This window comes from Streptomyces sp. AC558_RSS880 (assembly GCF_019049255.1).
Classification (GTDB): domain Bacteria; phylum Actinomycetota; class Actinomycetes; order Streptomycetales; family Streptomycetaceae; genus Streptomyces.
Genome location: NZ_JAGMUJ010000133.1, coordinates 68,432 through 83,939, shown reverse-complemented (window position 1 = coordinate 83,939; position 15,508 = coordinate 68,432). Strand labels below are relative to the sequence as shown.

At 71.8% G+C, this 15,508-nt stretch carries 15 protein-coding genes; 14 read left to right on the top strand and 1 reads right to left on the bottom strand.

Features of this window, described 5'->3' with window-relative positions; all coding sequences use genetic code 11:
- Window positions 1–157 precede the first annotated feature (157 nt).
- Window positions 158–1,303, bottom strand: coding sequence for a YihY/virulence factor BrkB family protein (locus KUM38_RS31995; protein ID WP_217134637.1), 1,146 nt, complete (start codon window positions 1,301–1,303; stop codon window positions 158–160).
- A 90-nt stretch (window positions 1,304–1,393) separates the two neighbouring features.
- On the opposite strand from KUM38_RS31995, the gene KUM38_RS31990 reads away from it, so the two are divergent.
- From KUM38_RS31990 to KUM38_RS31925, 14 genes are all read left to right on the top strand, one after another.
- Window positions 1,394–3,028, top strand: coding sequence for an acyl-CoA dehydrogenase family protein (locus KUM38_RS31990; RefSeq protein WP_217134635.1), 1,635 nt, complete (start codon window positions 1,394–1,396; stop codon window positions 3,026–3,028).
- 257 nt (window positions 3,029–3,285) lie between these two features.
- Complete coding sequence (locus tag KUM38_RS31985) at window positions 3,286–4,560, top strand: helix-turn-helix domain-containing protein (protein ID WP_217134719.1); 1,275 nt, start codon at window positions 3,286–3,288, stop codon at window positions 4,558–4,560.
- A 199-nt stretch (window positions 4,561–4,759) separates the two neighbouring features.
- A complete protein-coding gene (locus KUM38_RS31980) occupies window positions 4,760–6,031 on the top strand; it encodes a hypothetical protein (protein ID WP_217134633.1) in 1,272 nt (423 codons plus the stop codon).
- Window positions 6,032–6,094: 63 nt separating this feature from the next.
- Window positions 6,095–6,667 (top strand): GNAT family N-acetyltransferase, encoded by a 573-nt coding sequence (locus tag KUM38_RS31975; protein WP_217134631.1) that lies wholly within the window; start codon window positions 6,095–6,097, stop codon window positions 6,665–6,667.
- A 127-nt stretch (window positions 6,668–6,794) separates the two neighbouring features.
- On the top strand, window positions 6,795–6,878 hold the full coding sequence (locus KUM38_RS43800) for a putative leader peptide (protein ID WP_310887545.1): 84 nt from the start codon (window positions 6,795–6,797) through the stop codon (window positions 6,876–6,878).
- 129 nt (window positions 6,879–7,007) lie between these two features.
- A complete protein-coding gene (locus KUM38_RS31970) occupies window positions 7,008–8,726 on the top strand; it encodes a nitrite/sulfite reductase (RefSeq protein ID WP_217134629.1) in 1,719 nt (572 codons plus the stop codon).
- On the top strand, window positions 8,723–8,902 hold the full coding sequence (locus tag KUM38_RS31965; protein ID WP_217134628.1) for a hypothetical protein: 180 nt from the start codon (window positions 8,723–8,725) through the stop codon (window positions 8,900–8,902). The genes KUM38_RS31970 and KUM38_RS31965 overlap by 4 nt, the downstream gene beginning before the upstream one ends.
- Window positions 8,899–9,609 carry a phosphoadenylyl-sulfate reductase gene (locus tag KUM38_RS31960; protein ID WP_217134626.1) on the top strand — a complete coding sequence of 237 codons (711 nt, stop codon included), beginning with the start codon at window positions 8,899–8,901 and terminating at the stop codon, window positions 9,607–9,609. Before KUM38_RS31965 ends, KUM38_RS31960 begins: the two co-directional genes overlap by 4 nt.
- Window positions 9,610–9,652: 43 nt before the next feature.
- A complete protein-coding gene (cysC, locus tag KUM38_RS31955) occupies window positions 9,653–10,189 on the top strand; it encodes an adenylyl-sulfate kinase (RefSeq protein ID WP_217134625.1) in 537 nt (178 codons plus the stop codon).
- Window positions 10,186–11,121: a sulfate adenylyltransferase subunit CysD gene (gene cysD, locus KUM38_RS31950; RefSeq protein ID WP_217134623.1), complete on the top strand. Its 936-nt coding sequence runs from the start codon at window positions 10,186–10,188 to the stop codon at window positions 11,119–11,121. Before cysC ends, cysD begins: the two co-directional genes overlap by 4 nt.
- A gap of 2 nt (window positions 11,122–11,123) precedes the next feature.
- A complete protein-coding gene (locus KUM38_RS31945; RefSeq protein WP_217134621.1) occupies window positions 11,124–12,458 on the top strand; it encodes a sulfate adenylyltransferase subunit 1 in 1,335 nt (444 codons plus the stop codon).
- Window positions 12,459–12,688: 230 nt separating this feature from the next.
- Window positions 12,689–13,792, top strand: coding sequence for an aliphatic sulfonate ABC transporter substrate-binding protein (locus KUM38_RS31935; protein ID WP_217134616.1), 1,104 nt, complete (start codon window positions 12,689–12,691; stop codon window positions 13,790–13,792).
- A gap of 36 nt (window positions 13,793–13,828) precedes the next feature.
- Window positions 13,829–14,617, top strand: coding sequence for an ABC transporter ATP-binding protein (locus KUM38_RS31930; RefSeq protein ID WP_217134614.1), 789 nt, complete (start codon window positions 13,829–13,831; stop codon window positions 14,615–14,617).
- Window positions 14,604–15,500 (top strand): ABC transporter permease, encoded by an 897-nt coding sequence (locus KUM38_RS31925; protein WP_217134612.1) that lies wholly within the window; start codon window positions 14,604–14,606, stop codon window positions 15,498–15,500. The genes KUM38_RS31930 and KUM38_RS31925 overlap by 14 nt, the downstream gene beginning before the upstream one ends.
- Window positions 15,501–15,508: the final 8 nt, after the last annotated feature.

The following is a 15,508-nucleotide window of genomic DNA, read 5'->3' as shown; positions in this document are numbered from 1 at the left end:
CCTCGCCCCCGCCGCCCCTTCCCGTCCCTGGGGCTCCGCCCCAGACCCCGCTCCTCAAACGCCGGAAGGGCTGGAAGTCAGCCCTTCCGGCGTTTGAGGACGAGGCCCGAAGGGCCGAAGGGGGTCTGGGGGCGCAGCCCCCAGGGAGAGGAACCGCTTACTCGCCTTCGTGGGTCGGGCCCTCGCCGTTTCGGGGGTGGTGGTGCGTGGACTTCACCTGCGTGCGCAGCCGGGCCGTGACGTCCTCCGGGGGCAGGAAGCGGGACCAGCGCTCGGGGAACTCGGAGGGCATGTCGGGGTCGGCCTCGCCGGCCGCGGCGGTGCGGGCGACGTACTCGGCGACCTGCGCCTGCCGCAGCCGCTCGTTGGCCTCGCGGGCCGCGGCCGTCGCGGCGGCCGGCCAGACCCGGTCGATGGCCGCGTTGACCGCGGCGCCGACGAGCACGGCGAACGCGGCCACACCGATCCACAGCAGGACGGCGACGGGGGCGGCGAGGGAGCCGTAGATGGTGGGGCCCTCGACGGTGTTGGTGAGGTAGAGCCGCAGCAGGAAGCTGCCGAGCACCCACATGGCGAGGGCGATCAGCGCGCCGGGCACGTCCTCGATCCACGGGGAGCGCACGGGCACGGAGACGTGGTACAGCGTGGTCAGGAAGGCGACGGAGAGCAGGATCACGACCGGCCAGTACAGGACCTGGACGAGCGTCGTCGACCAGGGCACCACCCGGACGACCGCGTCCGGTCCCGCCACCATCAGCGGCAGCGCGACGGAGCCGATCAGCAGGGCCACGATGAACAGCAGGAAGGCCAGCAGCCGGGTCTTGACGATGCCCCGCACGCCGTCGAGGCCGTACATGACGGTGATGGTCTCGATGAAGACGTTCACCGCGCGGGAGCCCGACCACACGGCGATCAGGAAGCCGAGGGAGATCACGTCGGGCCGGCCGCCCTTGGTGACGTCCCGCAGGATCGGCTCCGCGATCTCCTTCACGCCCCGGTCGGACAGCACCGTCCGCGAGGCGTCCAGGAGGTTGCGCTGCAGGCTCTGGATGGTGTCGGCGCCGGTCCAGGCGTCGACGTAGCCGAGGAGGCCGATCATGCTGAGCAGCAGCGGGGGCACCGACAGCAGCGTGAAGAACGCCGCCTCGGCCGCCAGGCCCAGGATGCGGTACTCCATGCACGAGTTGACGGTGTCCTTCAGCAGCAGCCAGGCGGTCCTGCGTTTGGAGACGTTCCGGTAGAGGGCCCGGGCCCGGTGGAGGCGACCGGAGGGCGCGTCGGGGGATTCACTTGCTGGCTGCACGACCTAAAGGTATCCGTCGTACCAGGTCGCACTCACCCTCAGGCCGGATCGGCGGGTGAGGCCGGCGTAGCGCGGGGTACGTTCGTGGACATGGCAGGCACCACGCACAGCGTGACCAACCAGGCTCCCCCGCTGGTTCAGTACGACGCGTTCGGCGCCGACCGGGCGCTGGTGGAGGCGGTCGAGCGGCATCTGGCGCCGGACGTGCGGGACGAGGGCCTCTCCGAGCTGTCGGGGCTGGGGCGGACCGCCGGGTCCGCGCAGGTGCAGGAGTGGGGGGTGCTGGCCAACGAGAATCCGCCGCGGCTGCGCACCCACGACCGCTACGGTCACCGGATCGACGAGGTCGACTTCCATCCGTCCTGGCACCGGCTGCTCGGCAAGGGCGTCTCGGCGGGGCTGACGGCGGCCTGGGGGCGGCAGGGCGGGCATGTGCGGCGGGCGGCGGCGTTCGTGGTGTGGACGCAGGTCGAGGCCGGCAACGGCTGCCCGCTGTCGATGACCCACGCGGCGGTCCCCGCGCTGCGCACGGACCCGGTCCTGGCGGCGGAGTGGGAGCCGCGGCTGACGTCGACGATCTACGACCGTGCCCTGCGGCCCCCCGGTCGGAAGCCCGGTGCCCTGTTCGGGATGGGCATGACGGAGAAGCAGGGCGGCAGCGACGTACGGGCGAACACGACGGCGGCGCGGCCGCTGGCCGAGGACGGCGCGTACGAGCTGACCGGGCACAAGTGGTTCTGCTCGGCGCCGATGTCGGACGCCTTCCTGGTGCTGGCGCAGGCGCCCGGGGGTCTGACGTGTTTCCTGGTGCCGCGGGTGCTGGAGGACGGCACGCGCAACGTGTTCCTGATCCAGCGGCTCAAGGACAAGCTGGGCAACCGGTCCAACGCCTCCGCCGAGGTCGAGTTCGACGGGACGTGGGCGCGCCGGGTCGGGGAGGAGGGGGCCGGGGTGCGCACCGTCATCGGGATGGTGGCGGCGACCCGGCTGGACTGCGTGCTGGGTTCGGCGGGGCTGATGCGGCAGGCCGTGGCGCAGGCGGTGCACCACTGCGCGTACCGGGAGGCGTTCGGCGGGAAGCTCGTCGACAAGCCGCTGATGCGCAACGTGCTGGCCGATCTGGCGCTGGAGTCGGAGGCGGCCACCACGCTGGCGCTGCGGCTGGCGGCGGCGTACGACGACGGCGGCGAGCAGGAGCGGGCGCTGCTGCGGATCTCGGTGCCGGCGGCGAAGTACTGGGTGACCAAGCGGTGCGCGCCGCTCGCGGTGGAGGCGGCGGAGTGCCTGGGCGGCAACGGGTACGTCGAGGAGTCGGGGATGCCCCGGCTGGTGCGGGAGTCGCCGCTGAACTCCATCTGGGAGGGCGCGGGGAACGTCCAGGCGCTGGACGTGCTGCGGGCGCTGCGCCGGGAGCCGCAGGCGCTGGACGCGTACCTGCGGGAGGTCGGGCAGGCGCGGGGGGCGGATCACCGGCTGGACGGCGCGATCAAGGACCTGCTGACCGAACTGGCGGACCTGGAGGGCGTCGAGGGGCGGGCGCGACGGCTGACGGAGCGCCTCGCGCTGGTGCTCCAGGGGTCGCTGCTGGTGCGGTACGCGCCGCCGGAGGTGGCGGACGCGTTCTGCGCGGCGCGGCTGGGCGGGGACGGGGGCGCGGCGTTCGGGACGCTGCCGCACACGCTGGATCTGGCGTCGGTGGTGGAGCGGGCCCGGCCGGTGTCCTGAGCGGCGGCGGGCGCGACGCGGGGGTGGTGCTGCGCCGACACGGCACCACCCCCGCCGCACAGGCCCCTTACGAGCCGTGGACGCCGCTCGGGACGGCGTCGCTCAAGTTTCGGACAGCCGAGGGCTCTTCACCAGGGTTGCAAGGGGTTGCAACTTGTTGTCGCCGTGGCCGTACCGGGCGTTCGACCCCGGGGCAGACGGCAGTATGAGTCCCGACAGCTTTCTTCCTGGAGGACCGACCGGTGGCGCTCTCGCCGATGGACGTGACGCAGCTGGCCGCCGTCGACACGGCGCGTGCGGCGCGGGTGCTCGACGAGGTCCGCTCCGCCGCGCTCTCCGGGCAGCGTGCGCCCGTGGCTCCCCGCCCGGTGATCGGGCAGTCCTGGGAGCGGATGCTGCGCAGTGGTGTGGACCCGGACCACGACTTCCGCAGTGGGCTGCTGTCCTGGGAGGAGGTGCAGCGGCGGCGGGAGTCGTCGACGCTGCGGCAGGTGCTGCCGGTGCTGCGGGAGGGGCTGCTGTCGGTCGCGGACGTCGCCCACCACATCATGGTGGTGGCCGACGAGGAGGGCCGGGTGCTGTGGCGGGAGGGCAGCGCGCCGGTGCTGCGCAAGGCCGACGGGCTGGGCTTCGAGGTCGGCGCGGACTGGCGCGAGGAGGTCGTCGGCACCAACGGGGTGGGGACGCCGGCGGTGACGCGGCGCCCCGTGCAGGTGTTCGCCGCCGAGCACTTCGTACGGTCGCACGCCACCTGGACGTGTGCCGGGGCGCCGATCACCGATCCCCGCGACGGGCGGCTGATCGGCGTGGTGGATGTGAGCGGGCCGCTGGAGACGATGCACCCGGCCACGCTGGCGTGGGTCGACTCGGTGGCCAAGCTCGCCGAGGCGCGGCTGCGGGAGACGCACCTGCGGTCGCTGGAGCGGCTGCGGGCGGTGGCGGCGCCGGTGCTGGCCCGGATCGACGGGCGGGCGCTGGTCGTGGACCGGCAGGGGTGGACGGCGGCGGTGACGGGGATGCCGTACACGGAGCGGCTGGCGCTGCCCACGTCGGTGTCGGCGGGCATGCGGTGGCTGCCGGCGCTGGGCCGCTGCTCGCTGGAGCCGCTGGCCGGGGGCTGGCTGGTGCGGGCGGCGGACGAACCGGTGACACGTGCCGCGACCCGGATCGTGCTGGACCTGAGGGGGCCGCGCCGCTGGTCGGTGGAGGTGTCCGGCGGAACGGGCTCCTGGACCCGGGAACTGAGCCCCCGGCACGCCGAGTTGCTGTACCTGCTGGCCGTGCACCGCTCGGGGCGCAGTGCCGCGGACCTCGCCCGGGACGTCTTCGGCGACCCGGCCCGCACGGTGACGGTCCGCGCGGAGATGTCCCGCGTACGCCGCTACCTGGGTCCCCTCCTGGACCACCGCCCCTACCGCTTCACGGAGTCCGCCGAGGTGGAGCTCGTCCTCCCGGACGACCCCCACGGCCTGTTCCCCCACTCGGCGGCCCCGGTCCTGGGCCCTCGGCGGCGGCCGGTGCGGGAGGACTGACTCCCCCGCCCGTCAAGACCGCGCGGGGCCGTACAGACGTGCTCCGGAGTGCCTCGGAAGGTCGCTGTTTCGCATATTTGCAGGGTCTTCCGCTCCCCGGCCGGCCGGCTGCCGTAGCATCCCGCTACGGGCCACCCCAGCTGCTCCACGGTCAACCCTCGGAACACCGGACGCAGTTGGCTCGTCTCGGGAGGACGTTATGAAGCATCGCGGCAGACACCGTCGGCGCAGGCGCGGCAGGGCGCTGCGGGCGGCGCTGGCCGGGACCGCCCTCGCGCTGACCGCGGCCGCCACCATGATCAGCGCCTCCCAGGCCACCGACGCCGACGACCCCGGGGCGCTGAAGCCGCTCACCGCGTCCGCCGAGACCGCGCCGCTGCGGCTGACCGAGCACCACGTGCCGCGCGACGCGCTGGACCGGCTCTCCGACGGGATGGGCCGGCCGGTCGGTGTCGGTTCCGTGCTCGCCGATCCCGACGGCTCCCTGGGCGGCGCGGAGGACTGTACGGCCGACGACCGGCGGGCCCTGCCGGTCGAGCCCGCGGCGACCCGCGCGTACTGCTGGCCGGGCGCCGACACCGACGGCTGGCGGTCCGGCGCGGTCACCACCTCCGGGGACGCGGACGACGACGGCCGCTGGGGCGAGCACCGGGTGATCCTCTCGGGGTGGAGCCGCAGCACCGGCACGCCGTCCGAGGACGGTCTGGCCCGCGTCGCCTTCGTGGACGCCGGCGACCCGGACGACCTCCGCTACACCTGGGCCCTGCTGACCGTTCCGGTGGACGGCGGCCGCGACTACCGCGGGCTGGGCTCCGCCGTGTCCGGCATGGTCTGGTACCAGGACAAACTGCTGGTCACCGCGGGTCCGGCGGACGACAGCGCGCTGTACGTGTACGACCTGGCACGGGTCCAGCGGGCCACCGTGGACGGCACGTCGGTCGGGCGGGTGCCCGGCGGCTGGTCGGCGGCGGGAGCGCGGTACGTGCTGCCGGCCGTCGCCTCCTACCGGACGGACGGGGCCGGCGCGCCCCGGCCGGACGGCATCTCCCTGGACCGCAGCACCGCGCCCGACAGTCTGGTCGCGCACGAGGCGGTGCCCGCGGACGAGGACGGGCCGACCCGGCTGTGGCGGTACGCGTTCAGCACCGGGCCGGAGCGTGCGGGCCTGCTCGACACGGACCCGGTCGGGGTGTACGAGACGGAACTGACCGGTGTGCGCGGCGTGCTGTCGTACCGGTCGGGCTGGTACCTGGGCCGGACGACCGGGACGCCGGACGAGCGCGGCACACTGTGGCGGCAGGACACGGACGGGGCGCGCCCCGTCCGGTGCGGCGCGGACGCGACGCACCGCTGCTGGAGCGGCCGGGCGGCATCCCTGTCCTACTGGGAGGAGAGCGGCGACGTGTGGTCCCAGTCCGGCCGAATGCTGTTCGCCCTGCCGCTGACGTCCGTGGACCGGTCCCTGGACTAGGACCTGTCCGCACCCTGATCAGGCGTTCGACAGAAGCTCGTGCCGGATGGTTCCCTTTCGGGCATGACGACCATCTCCGTGACCACCTGGTCCCTGGAGCAGACCGCGCCCACCGATCTCCTTCCGGCCGCCGTGCCCGAGGGGGACGTGCGGGTCGTCCGCTCCGAGGTGCCCTCCCCCGAGTTCAGCCGCTTCCTGTACGCCTCGGTCGGCGGGGACATCCGCTGGACCGACCGGCTGGGCTGGACGTACGCGCGGTGGCTGGAGCACCTGGACCGGCCCGAGGTGGAGACGTGGGTCGCCTACGACCGGGGGACGCCGGCCGGGTACGTGGAGCTGGAGGCCCAGGGGGACGGGGTCGTCGAGATCGTCTACTTCGGGCTGCTGCCCGCCTTCCGGGGGCGGCGCATCGGCGGGCACCTGCTGTCGTACGGCACCGCCCGCGCCTGGGACCTGGCGGACCGCCGGCCGGAGCTGAAGCCGACCACACGGGTGTGGCTGCACACCTGCAGCAAGGACGGCGAGCACGCCATGGACAACTACCGGCGCCGCGGCTTCACCCTGTTCGACACCAAGGTCGAGGAGGAGCCGGAGGCGTCGACGCCGGGTCCGTGGGCCGGGGCCTACCCCGCCTGACCAGCACGGACAAGACCGCCTGCGGCGCTTGTGACCAAGGACACCCTTGTCTCTCATTCCGAGACAAGGGTGTCCACATTTTGGACGAAGCTGGACTGTGTCCAGATCGCCGTGCCACGCTTCCGTCATGCCTGGAACTGGAATCGCCTTGGTGAGTCGGCGGCACGTCGACCTCGGCCGCATGTCCAGCGCCATCTGTCCGGCGCGCTGAGAGCACCCAGCACCGCCCGACATCCCCTTCTCCGCCGCACTCCCCGCGCAATGACGCGCACTCGTACCCGTGCGCACGCGTGCGCAGGTCAGAGCCGCATTCCCGCCTGTCCCGAAGGACGTATCAACCATGGCCGCCACCCCGCAGAAGCCTGCCCCCGCGCAGAATCCTGCCGCCGCGACTCCCCGCCGCAAGGTGAGCCGTCACCGCGGAGAGGGACAGTGGGCCGTGGGGCACCTGACCCCGCTCAACGGCAACGAGCAGGTGAAGAAGGACGACGACGGTCTCAATGTGCGGACACGCATTGAGACGATCTACTCCAAGCGCGGTTTCGACTCGATCGACCCCAGCGACCTGCGTGGCCGGATGCGCTGGTGGGGTCTGTACACCCAGCGCAGGCCCGGGATCGACGGCGGCAAGACCGCGATCCTGGAGCCGGAGGAGCTGGACGACGAGTACTTCATGATGCGGGTGCGCATCGACGGCGGGGCACTGACCACCCAGCAGCTGCGGGTCATCGGCGAGATCTCGCAGGAGTTCGCGCGCGGCACCGCCGACATCACCGACCGGCAGAACGTCCAGTACCACTGGATCCGGGTCGAGGACGTCCCCGAGATCTGGGACCGGCTGGAGGCCGTCGGCCTGTCCACGGTCACCGCCTGCGGCGACACCCCGCGCGTGATGATCGCCTCCCCCGTCGCCGGCATCGCCGAGGACGAGATCATCGACGGCACCCCGGCGCTGGAGGAGATGAAGCGCCGCGTCCTGGGCAACAAGGCGTATTCGAACCTGCCCCGGAAGTTCAAGACGGCCATCTCCGGCTCGCCCGTCCTCGACGTGGTGCACGAGATCAACGACGTCGCGTTCGTCGGCGTCCGCCACCCCGAGCACGGGCCGGGCTTCGACCTGTGGGTCGGCGGCGGACTGTCCACCAACCCCAAGCTGGGTGTGCGGCTGGGCACCTGGGTGCCGCTGGAGGACGTCCCCGACGTCTACGAGGGCGTCCTGTCGATCTTCCGCGACTACGGCTACCGCCGGCTGCGCAACCGCGCCCGCCTGAAGTTCCTGGTCGCCGACTGGGGTCCGGAGAAGTTCCGCCAGGTGCTGGAGGACGAGTACCTGGGCGGGCGCAAGCTGATCGACGGTCCCGCGCCCGAGCAGCCGGTGCAGCAGTGGCGCGACCACATCGGTGTGCACCGCCAGAAGGACGGCCGCTTCTACGTCGGTTTCGCCCCCCGGGTCGGCCGCGTCGACGGCACCACCCTCACGAAGATCGCCGACCTCGCGGAGGCACACGGCTCCGGCCGGGTCCGTACCACCGTCGAACAGAAGATGATCGTCCTCGACGTCGAGGAGGACCGGGTCGACTCCCTCGTCGAGTCCCTGGAGGCGCTGGACCTCAGCGCCAGGCCCTCCCCGTTCCGGCGCGGCACCATGGCCTGCACCGGCATCGAGTTCTGCAAGCTCGCCATCGTCGAGACCAAGGCGCGCGGCGCCTCGCTGATCGACGAACTCGAGCGCCGCATCCCGGACTTCGACGAGCCGATCACCATCAACCTCAACGGCTGCCCGAACGCCTGCGCCCGCATCCAGGTGGCGGACATCGGTCTCAAGGGCCAGCTGATGCTCGACGAGCAGGGGCGGCAGGTCGAGGGCTACCAGGTGCACCTCGGCGGCGCGCTCGGCCTGGAGGCCGGCTTCGGCCGCAAGGTGCGCGGTCTGAAGGTCACCGCGGACGAGCTGCCCGACTACATCGAGCGGGTCCTCAAGCGCTTCCAGGCGGAGCGCGAGGACGGCGAGCGGTTCGCGACCTGGGTCGGCCGCGCGTCGGAGGAGGCCCTGTCGTGAGCGAGCGTGCCGCGCCGTTCTACTGCCCCTACTGCGGGGACGAGGACCTGCGCCCGGCCGAAGAGGGCCACGGCGCCTGGGAATGCGGCGCGTGCAACCGAGCCTTTCAGCTGAAGTTCCTCGGGCTGCTGGCCCGGGGACTTGAGCGATCCGACACGGGAGGGGACCGGACATGACGGCTGTTCAGGAAGAGCGCACCACCGAGGAGTTGAAGGCGCTGGCCGAGCAGGCCGGCCGGGACCTGGAGGACGCCTCCGCGCTGGAGATCCTCCGGTGGGCCGCCGAGACCTTCGGCAAGCGGTTCTGCGTGACCTCCTCGATGGAGGACGCGGTGGTCGCCCACCTCGCCTCCCGCGCGCTGCCCGGCGTCGACGTGGTGTTCCTCGACACCGGCTACCACTTCCCGGAGACCATCGGCACCCGCGACGCGGTGGAGGCCGTGATGGACGTGAACGTCATCACGCTGACCCCGCGGCAGACGGTCGCCGAGCAGGACGCGGAGTACGGCCCGAAGCTGCACGACCGCGACCCCGACCTGTGCTGCGCCCTGCGCAAGGTCAAGCCGCTGGAGGAGGGCCTGCGGGGCTATGTGGCCTGGGCGACCGGCCTGCGCCGCGACGAGTCCCCGACCCGGGCGAACACCCCGGTCGTCGGCTGGGACGAGAAGCGGCGGAAGGTGAAGATCTCCCCCATCGCGAAGTGGTCACAGGAAGACGTGCAAGCGTACGTCGACGAGCACGGCGTCCTCACGAATCCGCTGCTGATGGACGGCTATGCCTCCGTGGGCTGCGCGCCCTGCACCCGCCGGGTGCTGGAGGGCGAGGACGCACGCGCCGGCCGCTGGGCGGGCCGCGCCAAGACCGAGTGCGGGCTGCACGGCTGACATGACGACGACCACCGGACCATCGATATCCAGGGAGAACCACGTGACGACCGGAGCCACCGTCTGGCTCACGGGTCTGCCGAGTGCGGGCAAGACCACCATCGCCCACGAGCTGGCGGGCCGGCTGCGCGAGCAGGGCCGCCGGGTCGAGGTGCTCGACGGCGACGAGATCCGCGAGTTCCTCTCCGCGGGCCTCGGCTTCACCCGCGAGGACCGGCACACCAACGTGCAGCGCATCGGCTTCGTCGCCGAGCTGCTCGCCCGCAACGGCGTCATCGCGCTCGTCCCGGTCATCGCGCCGTACGCGGACAGCCGGGACGCGGTACGCAAGCGGCACGAGGCGAACGGCACGCCGTACGTCGAGGTGCACGTGGCGACCCCGGTCGAGGTGTGCTCCGTACGCGACGTGAAGGGCCTGTACGCCAAGCAGGCCGCGGGTGAACTCACCGGGCTGACCGGTGTGGACGACCCGTACGAGGAGCCCGAGACACCCGATCTGCGGATCGAGTCCCAGAACCAGACCGTGCAGGAGTCCGCGGCGTCGGTGTACGCCGCGCTCAGCGAAAGGGGACTGGCATGACGACCGTCGCCACCGTCGAGGAGGGCACGGACAACCCGTACGCCCTCTCCCACCTCGACGCCCTCGAGTCCGAGGCGGTGCACATCTTCCGCGAGGTGGCGGGCGAGTTCGAGAAGCCGGTGATCCTGTTCTCCGGCGGCAAGGACTCCATCCTCATGCTGCACCTGGCGCTGAAGGCGTTCACCCCGGCGCCGGTCCCGTTCTCGCTGCTGCACGTCGACACCGGGCACAACTTCCCCGAGGTCCTCGACTACCGCGACCGCACGGTCGCCGAGCACGGGCTGCGGCTGCACGTCGCCTCCGTGCAGGACTACATCGACCGCGGGGTGCTCAAGGAGCGCCCGGACGGCACCCGCAACCCGCTGCAGACCGTGCCGCTCACCGAGAAGATCCAGAGCGAGAGGTTCGACGCCGTCTTCGGCGGCGGGCGCCGCGACGAGGAGAAGGCCCGCGCGAAGGAGCGGGTGTTCTCGCTGCGCGACGAGTTCTCCCAGTGGGACCCGCGCCGCCAGCGCCCCGAGCTGTGGAACCTGTACAACGGCCGGCACGCCCCCGGTGAGCACGTCCGCGTGTTCCCGCTGTCCAACTGGACCGAGCTGGACGTGTGGCAGTACATCGCCCGCGAGAACATCGAGCTGCCGGAGATCTACTACGCGCACGAGCGCGAGGTGTTCCAGCGCTCCGGCATGTGGCTGACCGCCGGTGAGTGGGGCGGCCCGAAGGACGGCGAGAGGGTCGAGAAGCGGCTGGTGCGCTACCGGACCGTGGGTGACATGTCCTGCACCGGCGCGGTGGACTCCGACGCCGACACCATCGAGAAGGTGATCACCGAGATCGCCGCCTCCCGGCTCACCGAGCGCGGTGCCACCCGCGCCGACGACAAGCTCTCCGAGGCCGCGATGGAAGACCGCAAGCGCGAGGGGTACTTCTAACCATGAGCACCATCACGACCGAGGAGCTCGCGGCCACCACGCTGCTGCGGTTCGCCACCGCCGGTTCCGTCGACGACGGCAAGTCCACGCTGGTGGGCCGGCTGCTGCACGACTCCAAGTCGGTCCTCACCGACCAACTGGAGGCCGTGGAGCGGGCGTCGGCCAGCCGCGGCCAGGAGACGCCCGACCTGGCGCTGCTCACCGACGGCCTGCGGGCCGAGCGGGAACAGGGCATCACCATCGACGTGGCCTACCGCTACTTCGCCACGCCCCGGCGCCGGTTCATCCTCGCCGACACCCCCGGCCATGTGCAGTACACGCGGAACATGGTCACCGGCGCCTCCACGGCCGAGCTGACCGTGATCCTGGTCGACGCCCGCAACGGTGTCGTCGAGCAGACCCGCCGGCACGCCGCCATCGCCGCCCTGCTGCGCGTGCCGCACGTCGTCCTCGCCGTGAACAAGATGGACCTGGTCGACTACCGGGAGTCCGTGTTCGCCTCGATCGCCGAGGAGTTCACGGCGTACGCGACCGAGCTGGGCGTCCCCGAGGTCACCGCGATCCCGATCTCGGCGCTGGTCGGCGACAACGTGGTGGAGCCGTCCGCGCACATGGACTGGTACGGCGGCCCGACGGTGCTGGAGCACCTGGAGACCGTGCCGGTCAGCCACGACCTGGCGCACTGCCACGCCCGGCTGCCCGTGCAGTACGTGATCCGGCCGCAGAGCGCCGAGCACCCCGACTACCGGGGCTACGCGGGCCAGATCGCCGCGGGCACCTTCCGGGTGGGCGACTCGGTGACCGTGCTGCCGTCCGGGCGGACGACGACGGTCACGGGGATCGACCTGCTGGGCGAGCCGGTCGACGTCGCCTGGACGCCGCAGTCGGTGACGCTGCTGCTGGCCGACGACATCGACATCTCCCGCGGTGACCTGATCGTCCCCAGCAAGGACGCGCCGGCCACCACGCAGGACGTCGAGGCCACCGTGTGCCACGTCGCCGACCAGCCGCTGACCGTCGGCCACCGGGTACTGCTCAAGCACGGCACCCGCACCGTCAAGGCGATCGTGAAGGACATCCCGTCCCGGCTGACGCTGGACGACCTGTCGCTGCACCCGCACCCCGGGCAGCTCACCGCCAACGACATCGGCCGGGTGAAGATCCGTACCGCCGAGCCGCTGCCCGCCGACTCCTACGCGGACTCGCGGCGCACCGGTTCGTTCATCCTCATCGACCCCAGCGACGGCACCACGCTCACCGCCGGCATGGTCGGTGAGTCCTTCGCCGCACCGGAGCCCGTCAAGGACGAGGCCGAGGACGACGGGTGGGACTTCTGAGCATGAACCCCACCGACTTCTACTCCGGGTTCGCGAAGGAGGGCGGCCGCGTCGGCAGCGGGGCCCTCGGCAGCGGGCAGGGCGGGGTGGCCCGATGTGCGCGATGACGTACGCGCACCGCTCGCGCGTCCTCACCCCCCACCGCCGCAGACGAAAACCCGCCGACTTCCCGGCCATGGCCTGAGAGACCAGGACCGTGACCGCCGGGCCCTACGAGAGGAACACCTCCCGTGCCTGCCACCTCCGCCCTGCGCCGTGCCCTCGCGGTCATGGCCGTGCTCCCGCTGCTCACCCTGGCAGCCTGCGGCTACGGCTCCCAGGCCAAGGACGACGACACCGCGAAGGTCGCCGCCGGGGCGAAGAAGATCGACGGTCTCGACTCCGTCAGGATCGGCTACTTCGGCAACCTCACGCACGGCACCGCGCTGGTGGGCAACAAGAAGGGCCTGTTCCAGAAGGAACTCGGCGGCACCGAGGCGAAGTACGCCGTCTTCAACGCGGGGCCGTCGGAGATCGAGGCGCTCAACTCCGGCTCCCTCGACATCGGGTTCATCGGCCCGTCCCCCGCCGTCAACGGCTACACCAAGTCCGGCGGCAAGAACCTGCGGATCATCGGCGGTTCGGCGTCCGGCGGGGTGAAGCTCGTGGTGGACCCGGACAAGGTGAAGTCCCTGAAGGACGTCGAGGGCAAGCGGATCGCGACCCCGCAGCTCGGCAACACCCAGGACGTGGCGTTCCTCAACTGGGTGGCCGAGCAGGGCTGGAAGGTCGACGCCCAGAGCGGCAAGGGCGACGTCACGGTCGTCCGCAGCGACAACAAGGTCACCCCGGACGCGTTCAGGGCCGGGTCGGTCGACGGCGCCTGGGTGCCGGAGCCGACCGCGTCGAAGCTGGTCGCCGAGGGCGGCAAGGTGCTGCTGGACGAGGCGACGCTGTGGCCGGACGAGGAGTTCGTGATCACGAACATCATCGTGCGCCAGGAGTTCCTGGAGGAGCACCCGAAGGCCGTCGAGGCGGTGCTGAGGGCGTCCGTCGAGACCAACAAGTGGATCAACGCCAACCCGGAGGAGGCGAAGGCCGCCGCCAACGAGCAGCTGGAGGCCGACTCCGGCAAGGCGCTGCCCGCCGAGGTGCTGGACCCGGCGTGGGAGTCGATCGAGTTCACCGACGACCCGCTGGCCGCCACGCTCGACGCCCAGGCGGAGCACGCCGTCAAGGCGGGTCTGCTGGAGGAGCCGGACCTGGACGGCATCTACGACCTCACGCTGCTCAACGAGGTCCTGAAGGCCGCCGGCGGGTCCGCCGTCGAGGACGCCGGACTCGGCGCCAAGTAAGCCCGGATCACGAAGAGTCCCCAGGAGGTGACGACCATGGCCACGACCCTCGCCAAGGCCGCCGACGGCATCGGGGCGGCCACGCACGCCGCCCGCATCGAGCACGTCTCGAAGTCGTTCGCGGGCCCCGCCGGACAGCAGCTCGTGCTGGACGACATCACCCTCGATGTCGCGCCCGGTGAGTTCGTCACCCTCCTGGGTGCCTCGGGCTGCGGCAAGTCCACACTGCTCAACCTGGTCGCGGGGCTCGACCGCCCCACGGCCGGCACGATCAGCACGGACGGGCGGCCGGCCCTGATGTTCCAGGAGCACGCCCTCTTCCCGTGGCTGACCGCGGGCAAGAACATCGAACTCGCCCTGAAGCTGCGGGGTGTGCAGAAGAACGAGCGCCGCGAACGGGCCGAGGAGCTGCTCGAGCTCGTCCGGCTGAAGGGCTCCCACGGCAAGCGGGTGCACGAGCTGTCCGGCGGTATGCGGCAGCGCGTGGCGCTGGCCCGGGCGATCGCCCAGGACAGCCGGCTGCTGCTGATGGACGAGCCGTTCGCGGCGCTGGACGCCATCACGCGGGACGTGCTGCACGACGAGCTGACCCGGATCTGGAGCGAGACGCGGCTGTCCGTGCTGTTCGTCACGCACAACGTGCGCGAGGCCGTGCGGCTCGCGCAGCGGGTGGTGCTGCTGTCGTCCCGTCCGGGCCGGATCGCCCGCGAGTGGACGGTGGACATCCCGCATCCGCGCCGTATCGAGGACACCGCCGTGGCGGAATTGTCCGTCGAGATCACCGAAGAACTCCGTGGGGAGATCCGCCGTCATGGCCAGCACTGAGACGACCGCGAAGGACAAGGACGGGGGCGACCTCGCCGGTCTGGAGGCGGGGCTCGACGCACTGGAGACGGTGCAGACCGGACGCAAGCCGCTGCGGCAGACCTTCGTGGAGAAGATCCTGCCGCCGGTCATCGCCGTCGCGCTGGTGCTGGCGGTGTGGCAGGCCCTGGTCTCGTTCGAGATCGTCGACGATCCGACCAAGCTGCCCTCGCCGGGCGCCGTGTGGGACGTGCTGCGTGAGGCGTGGCTCCAGGGCGAGTTGCTCGGCTACATCTGGACCAGTGTCTCGCGCGGTCTGCTCGGCTTCTTCTTCGCGCTGCTGATCGGCACCCCGCTGGGGCTGCTGGTGGCGCGGGTGAAGTTCGTGCGCGCGGCGATCGGGCCGATCCTGTCCGGTCTGCAGTCGCTGCCGTCGGTGGCGTGGGTGCCGCCGGCGGTGATCTGGCTGGGGCTGAACAACCAGATGATGTACGCCGTCATCCTGCTCGGCGCGGTCCCCTCGATCGCCAACGGCCTGGTCTCCGGCGTCGACCAGGTGCCCCCGCTGTTCCTGCGGGCCGGCCGGACGCTGGGCGCGACGGGCCTGAAGGGCACCTGGCACATCGTGCTGCCGGCCGCGCTGCCGGGCTATGTGGCGGGTCTGAAGCAGGGCTGGGCGTTCTCCTGGCGTTCGCTGATGGCCGCGGAGATCATCGCGTCGTTCCCGGACCTCGGCGTGGGCCTCGGCCAGCTCCTGGAGAACGGCCGCAACGCCAGCGACATGGCCATGGTCTTCGAGGCCATCCTGCTGATCCTGACCGTCGGTATCGCCATCGACCTGCTGATCTTCAGTCCGCTGGAGCGGTGGGTGCTGCGCAGCCGCGGTCTGCTGGTGAAGGGCTGAGGGACACC

Bases quoted from the DNA above. Each gene is read 5' to 3' on its own strand.
- KUM38_RS31960 (WP_217134626.1), top strand. From the start codon at position 8,899: ATGACGGCTGTTCAGGAAGAGCGCACCACCGAGGAGTTGAAGGCGCTG.
- KUM38_RS31970 (WP_217134629.1), top strand. From the start codon at position 7,008: ATGGCCGCCACCCCGCAGAAGCCTGCCCCCGCGCAGAATCCTGCCGCC.
- KUM38_RS31925 (WP_217134612.1), top strand. From the start codon at position 14,604: ATGGCCAGCACTGAGACGACCGCGAAGGACAAGGACGGGGGCGACCTC.
- KUM38_RS43800 (WP_310887545.1), top strand. From the start codon at position 6,795: ATGCCTGGAACTGGAATCGCCTTGGTGAGTCGGCGGCACGTCGACCTC.
- KUM38_RS31975 (WP_217134631.1), top strand. From the start codon at position 6,095: ATGACGACCATCTCCGTGACCACCTGGTCCCTGGAGCAGACCGCGCCC.
- KUM38_RS31985 (WP_217134719.1), top strand. From the start codon at position 3,286: ATGGACGTGACGCAGCTGGCCGCCGTCGACACGGCGCGTGCGGCGCGG.
- KUM38_RS31930 (WP_217134614.1), top strand. From the start codon at position 13,829: ATGGCCACGACCCTCGCCAAGGCCGCCGACGGCATCGGGGCGGCCACG.
- KUM38_RS31980 (WP_217134633.1), top strand. From the start codon at position 4,760: ATGAAGCATCGCGGCAGACACCGTCGGCGCAGGCGCGGCAGGGCGCTG.
- KUM38_RS31945 (WP_217134621.1), top strand. From the start codon at position 11,124: ATGAGCACCATCACGACCGAGGAGCTCGCGGCCACCACGCTGCTGCGG.
- cysD (WP_217134623.1), top strand. From the start codon at position 10,186: ATGACGACCGTCGCCACCGTCGAGGAGGGCACGGACAACCCGTACGCC.
- KUM38_RS31990 (WP_217134635.1), top strand. From the start codon at position 1,394: ATGGCAGGCACCACGCACAGCGTGACCAACCAGGCTCCCCCGCTGGTT.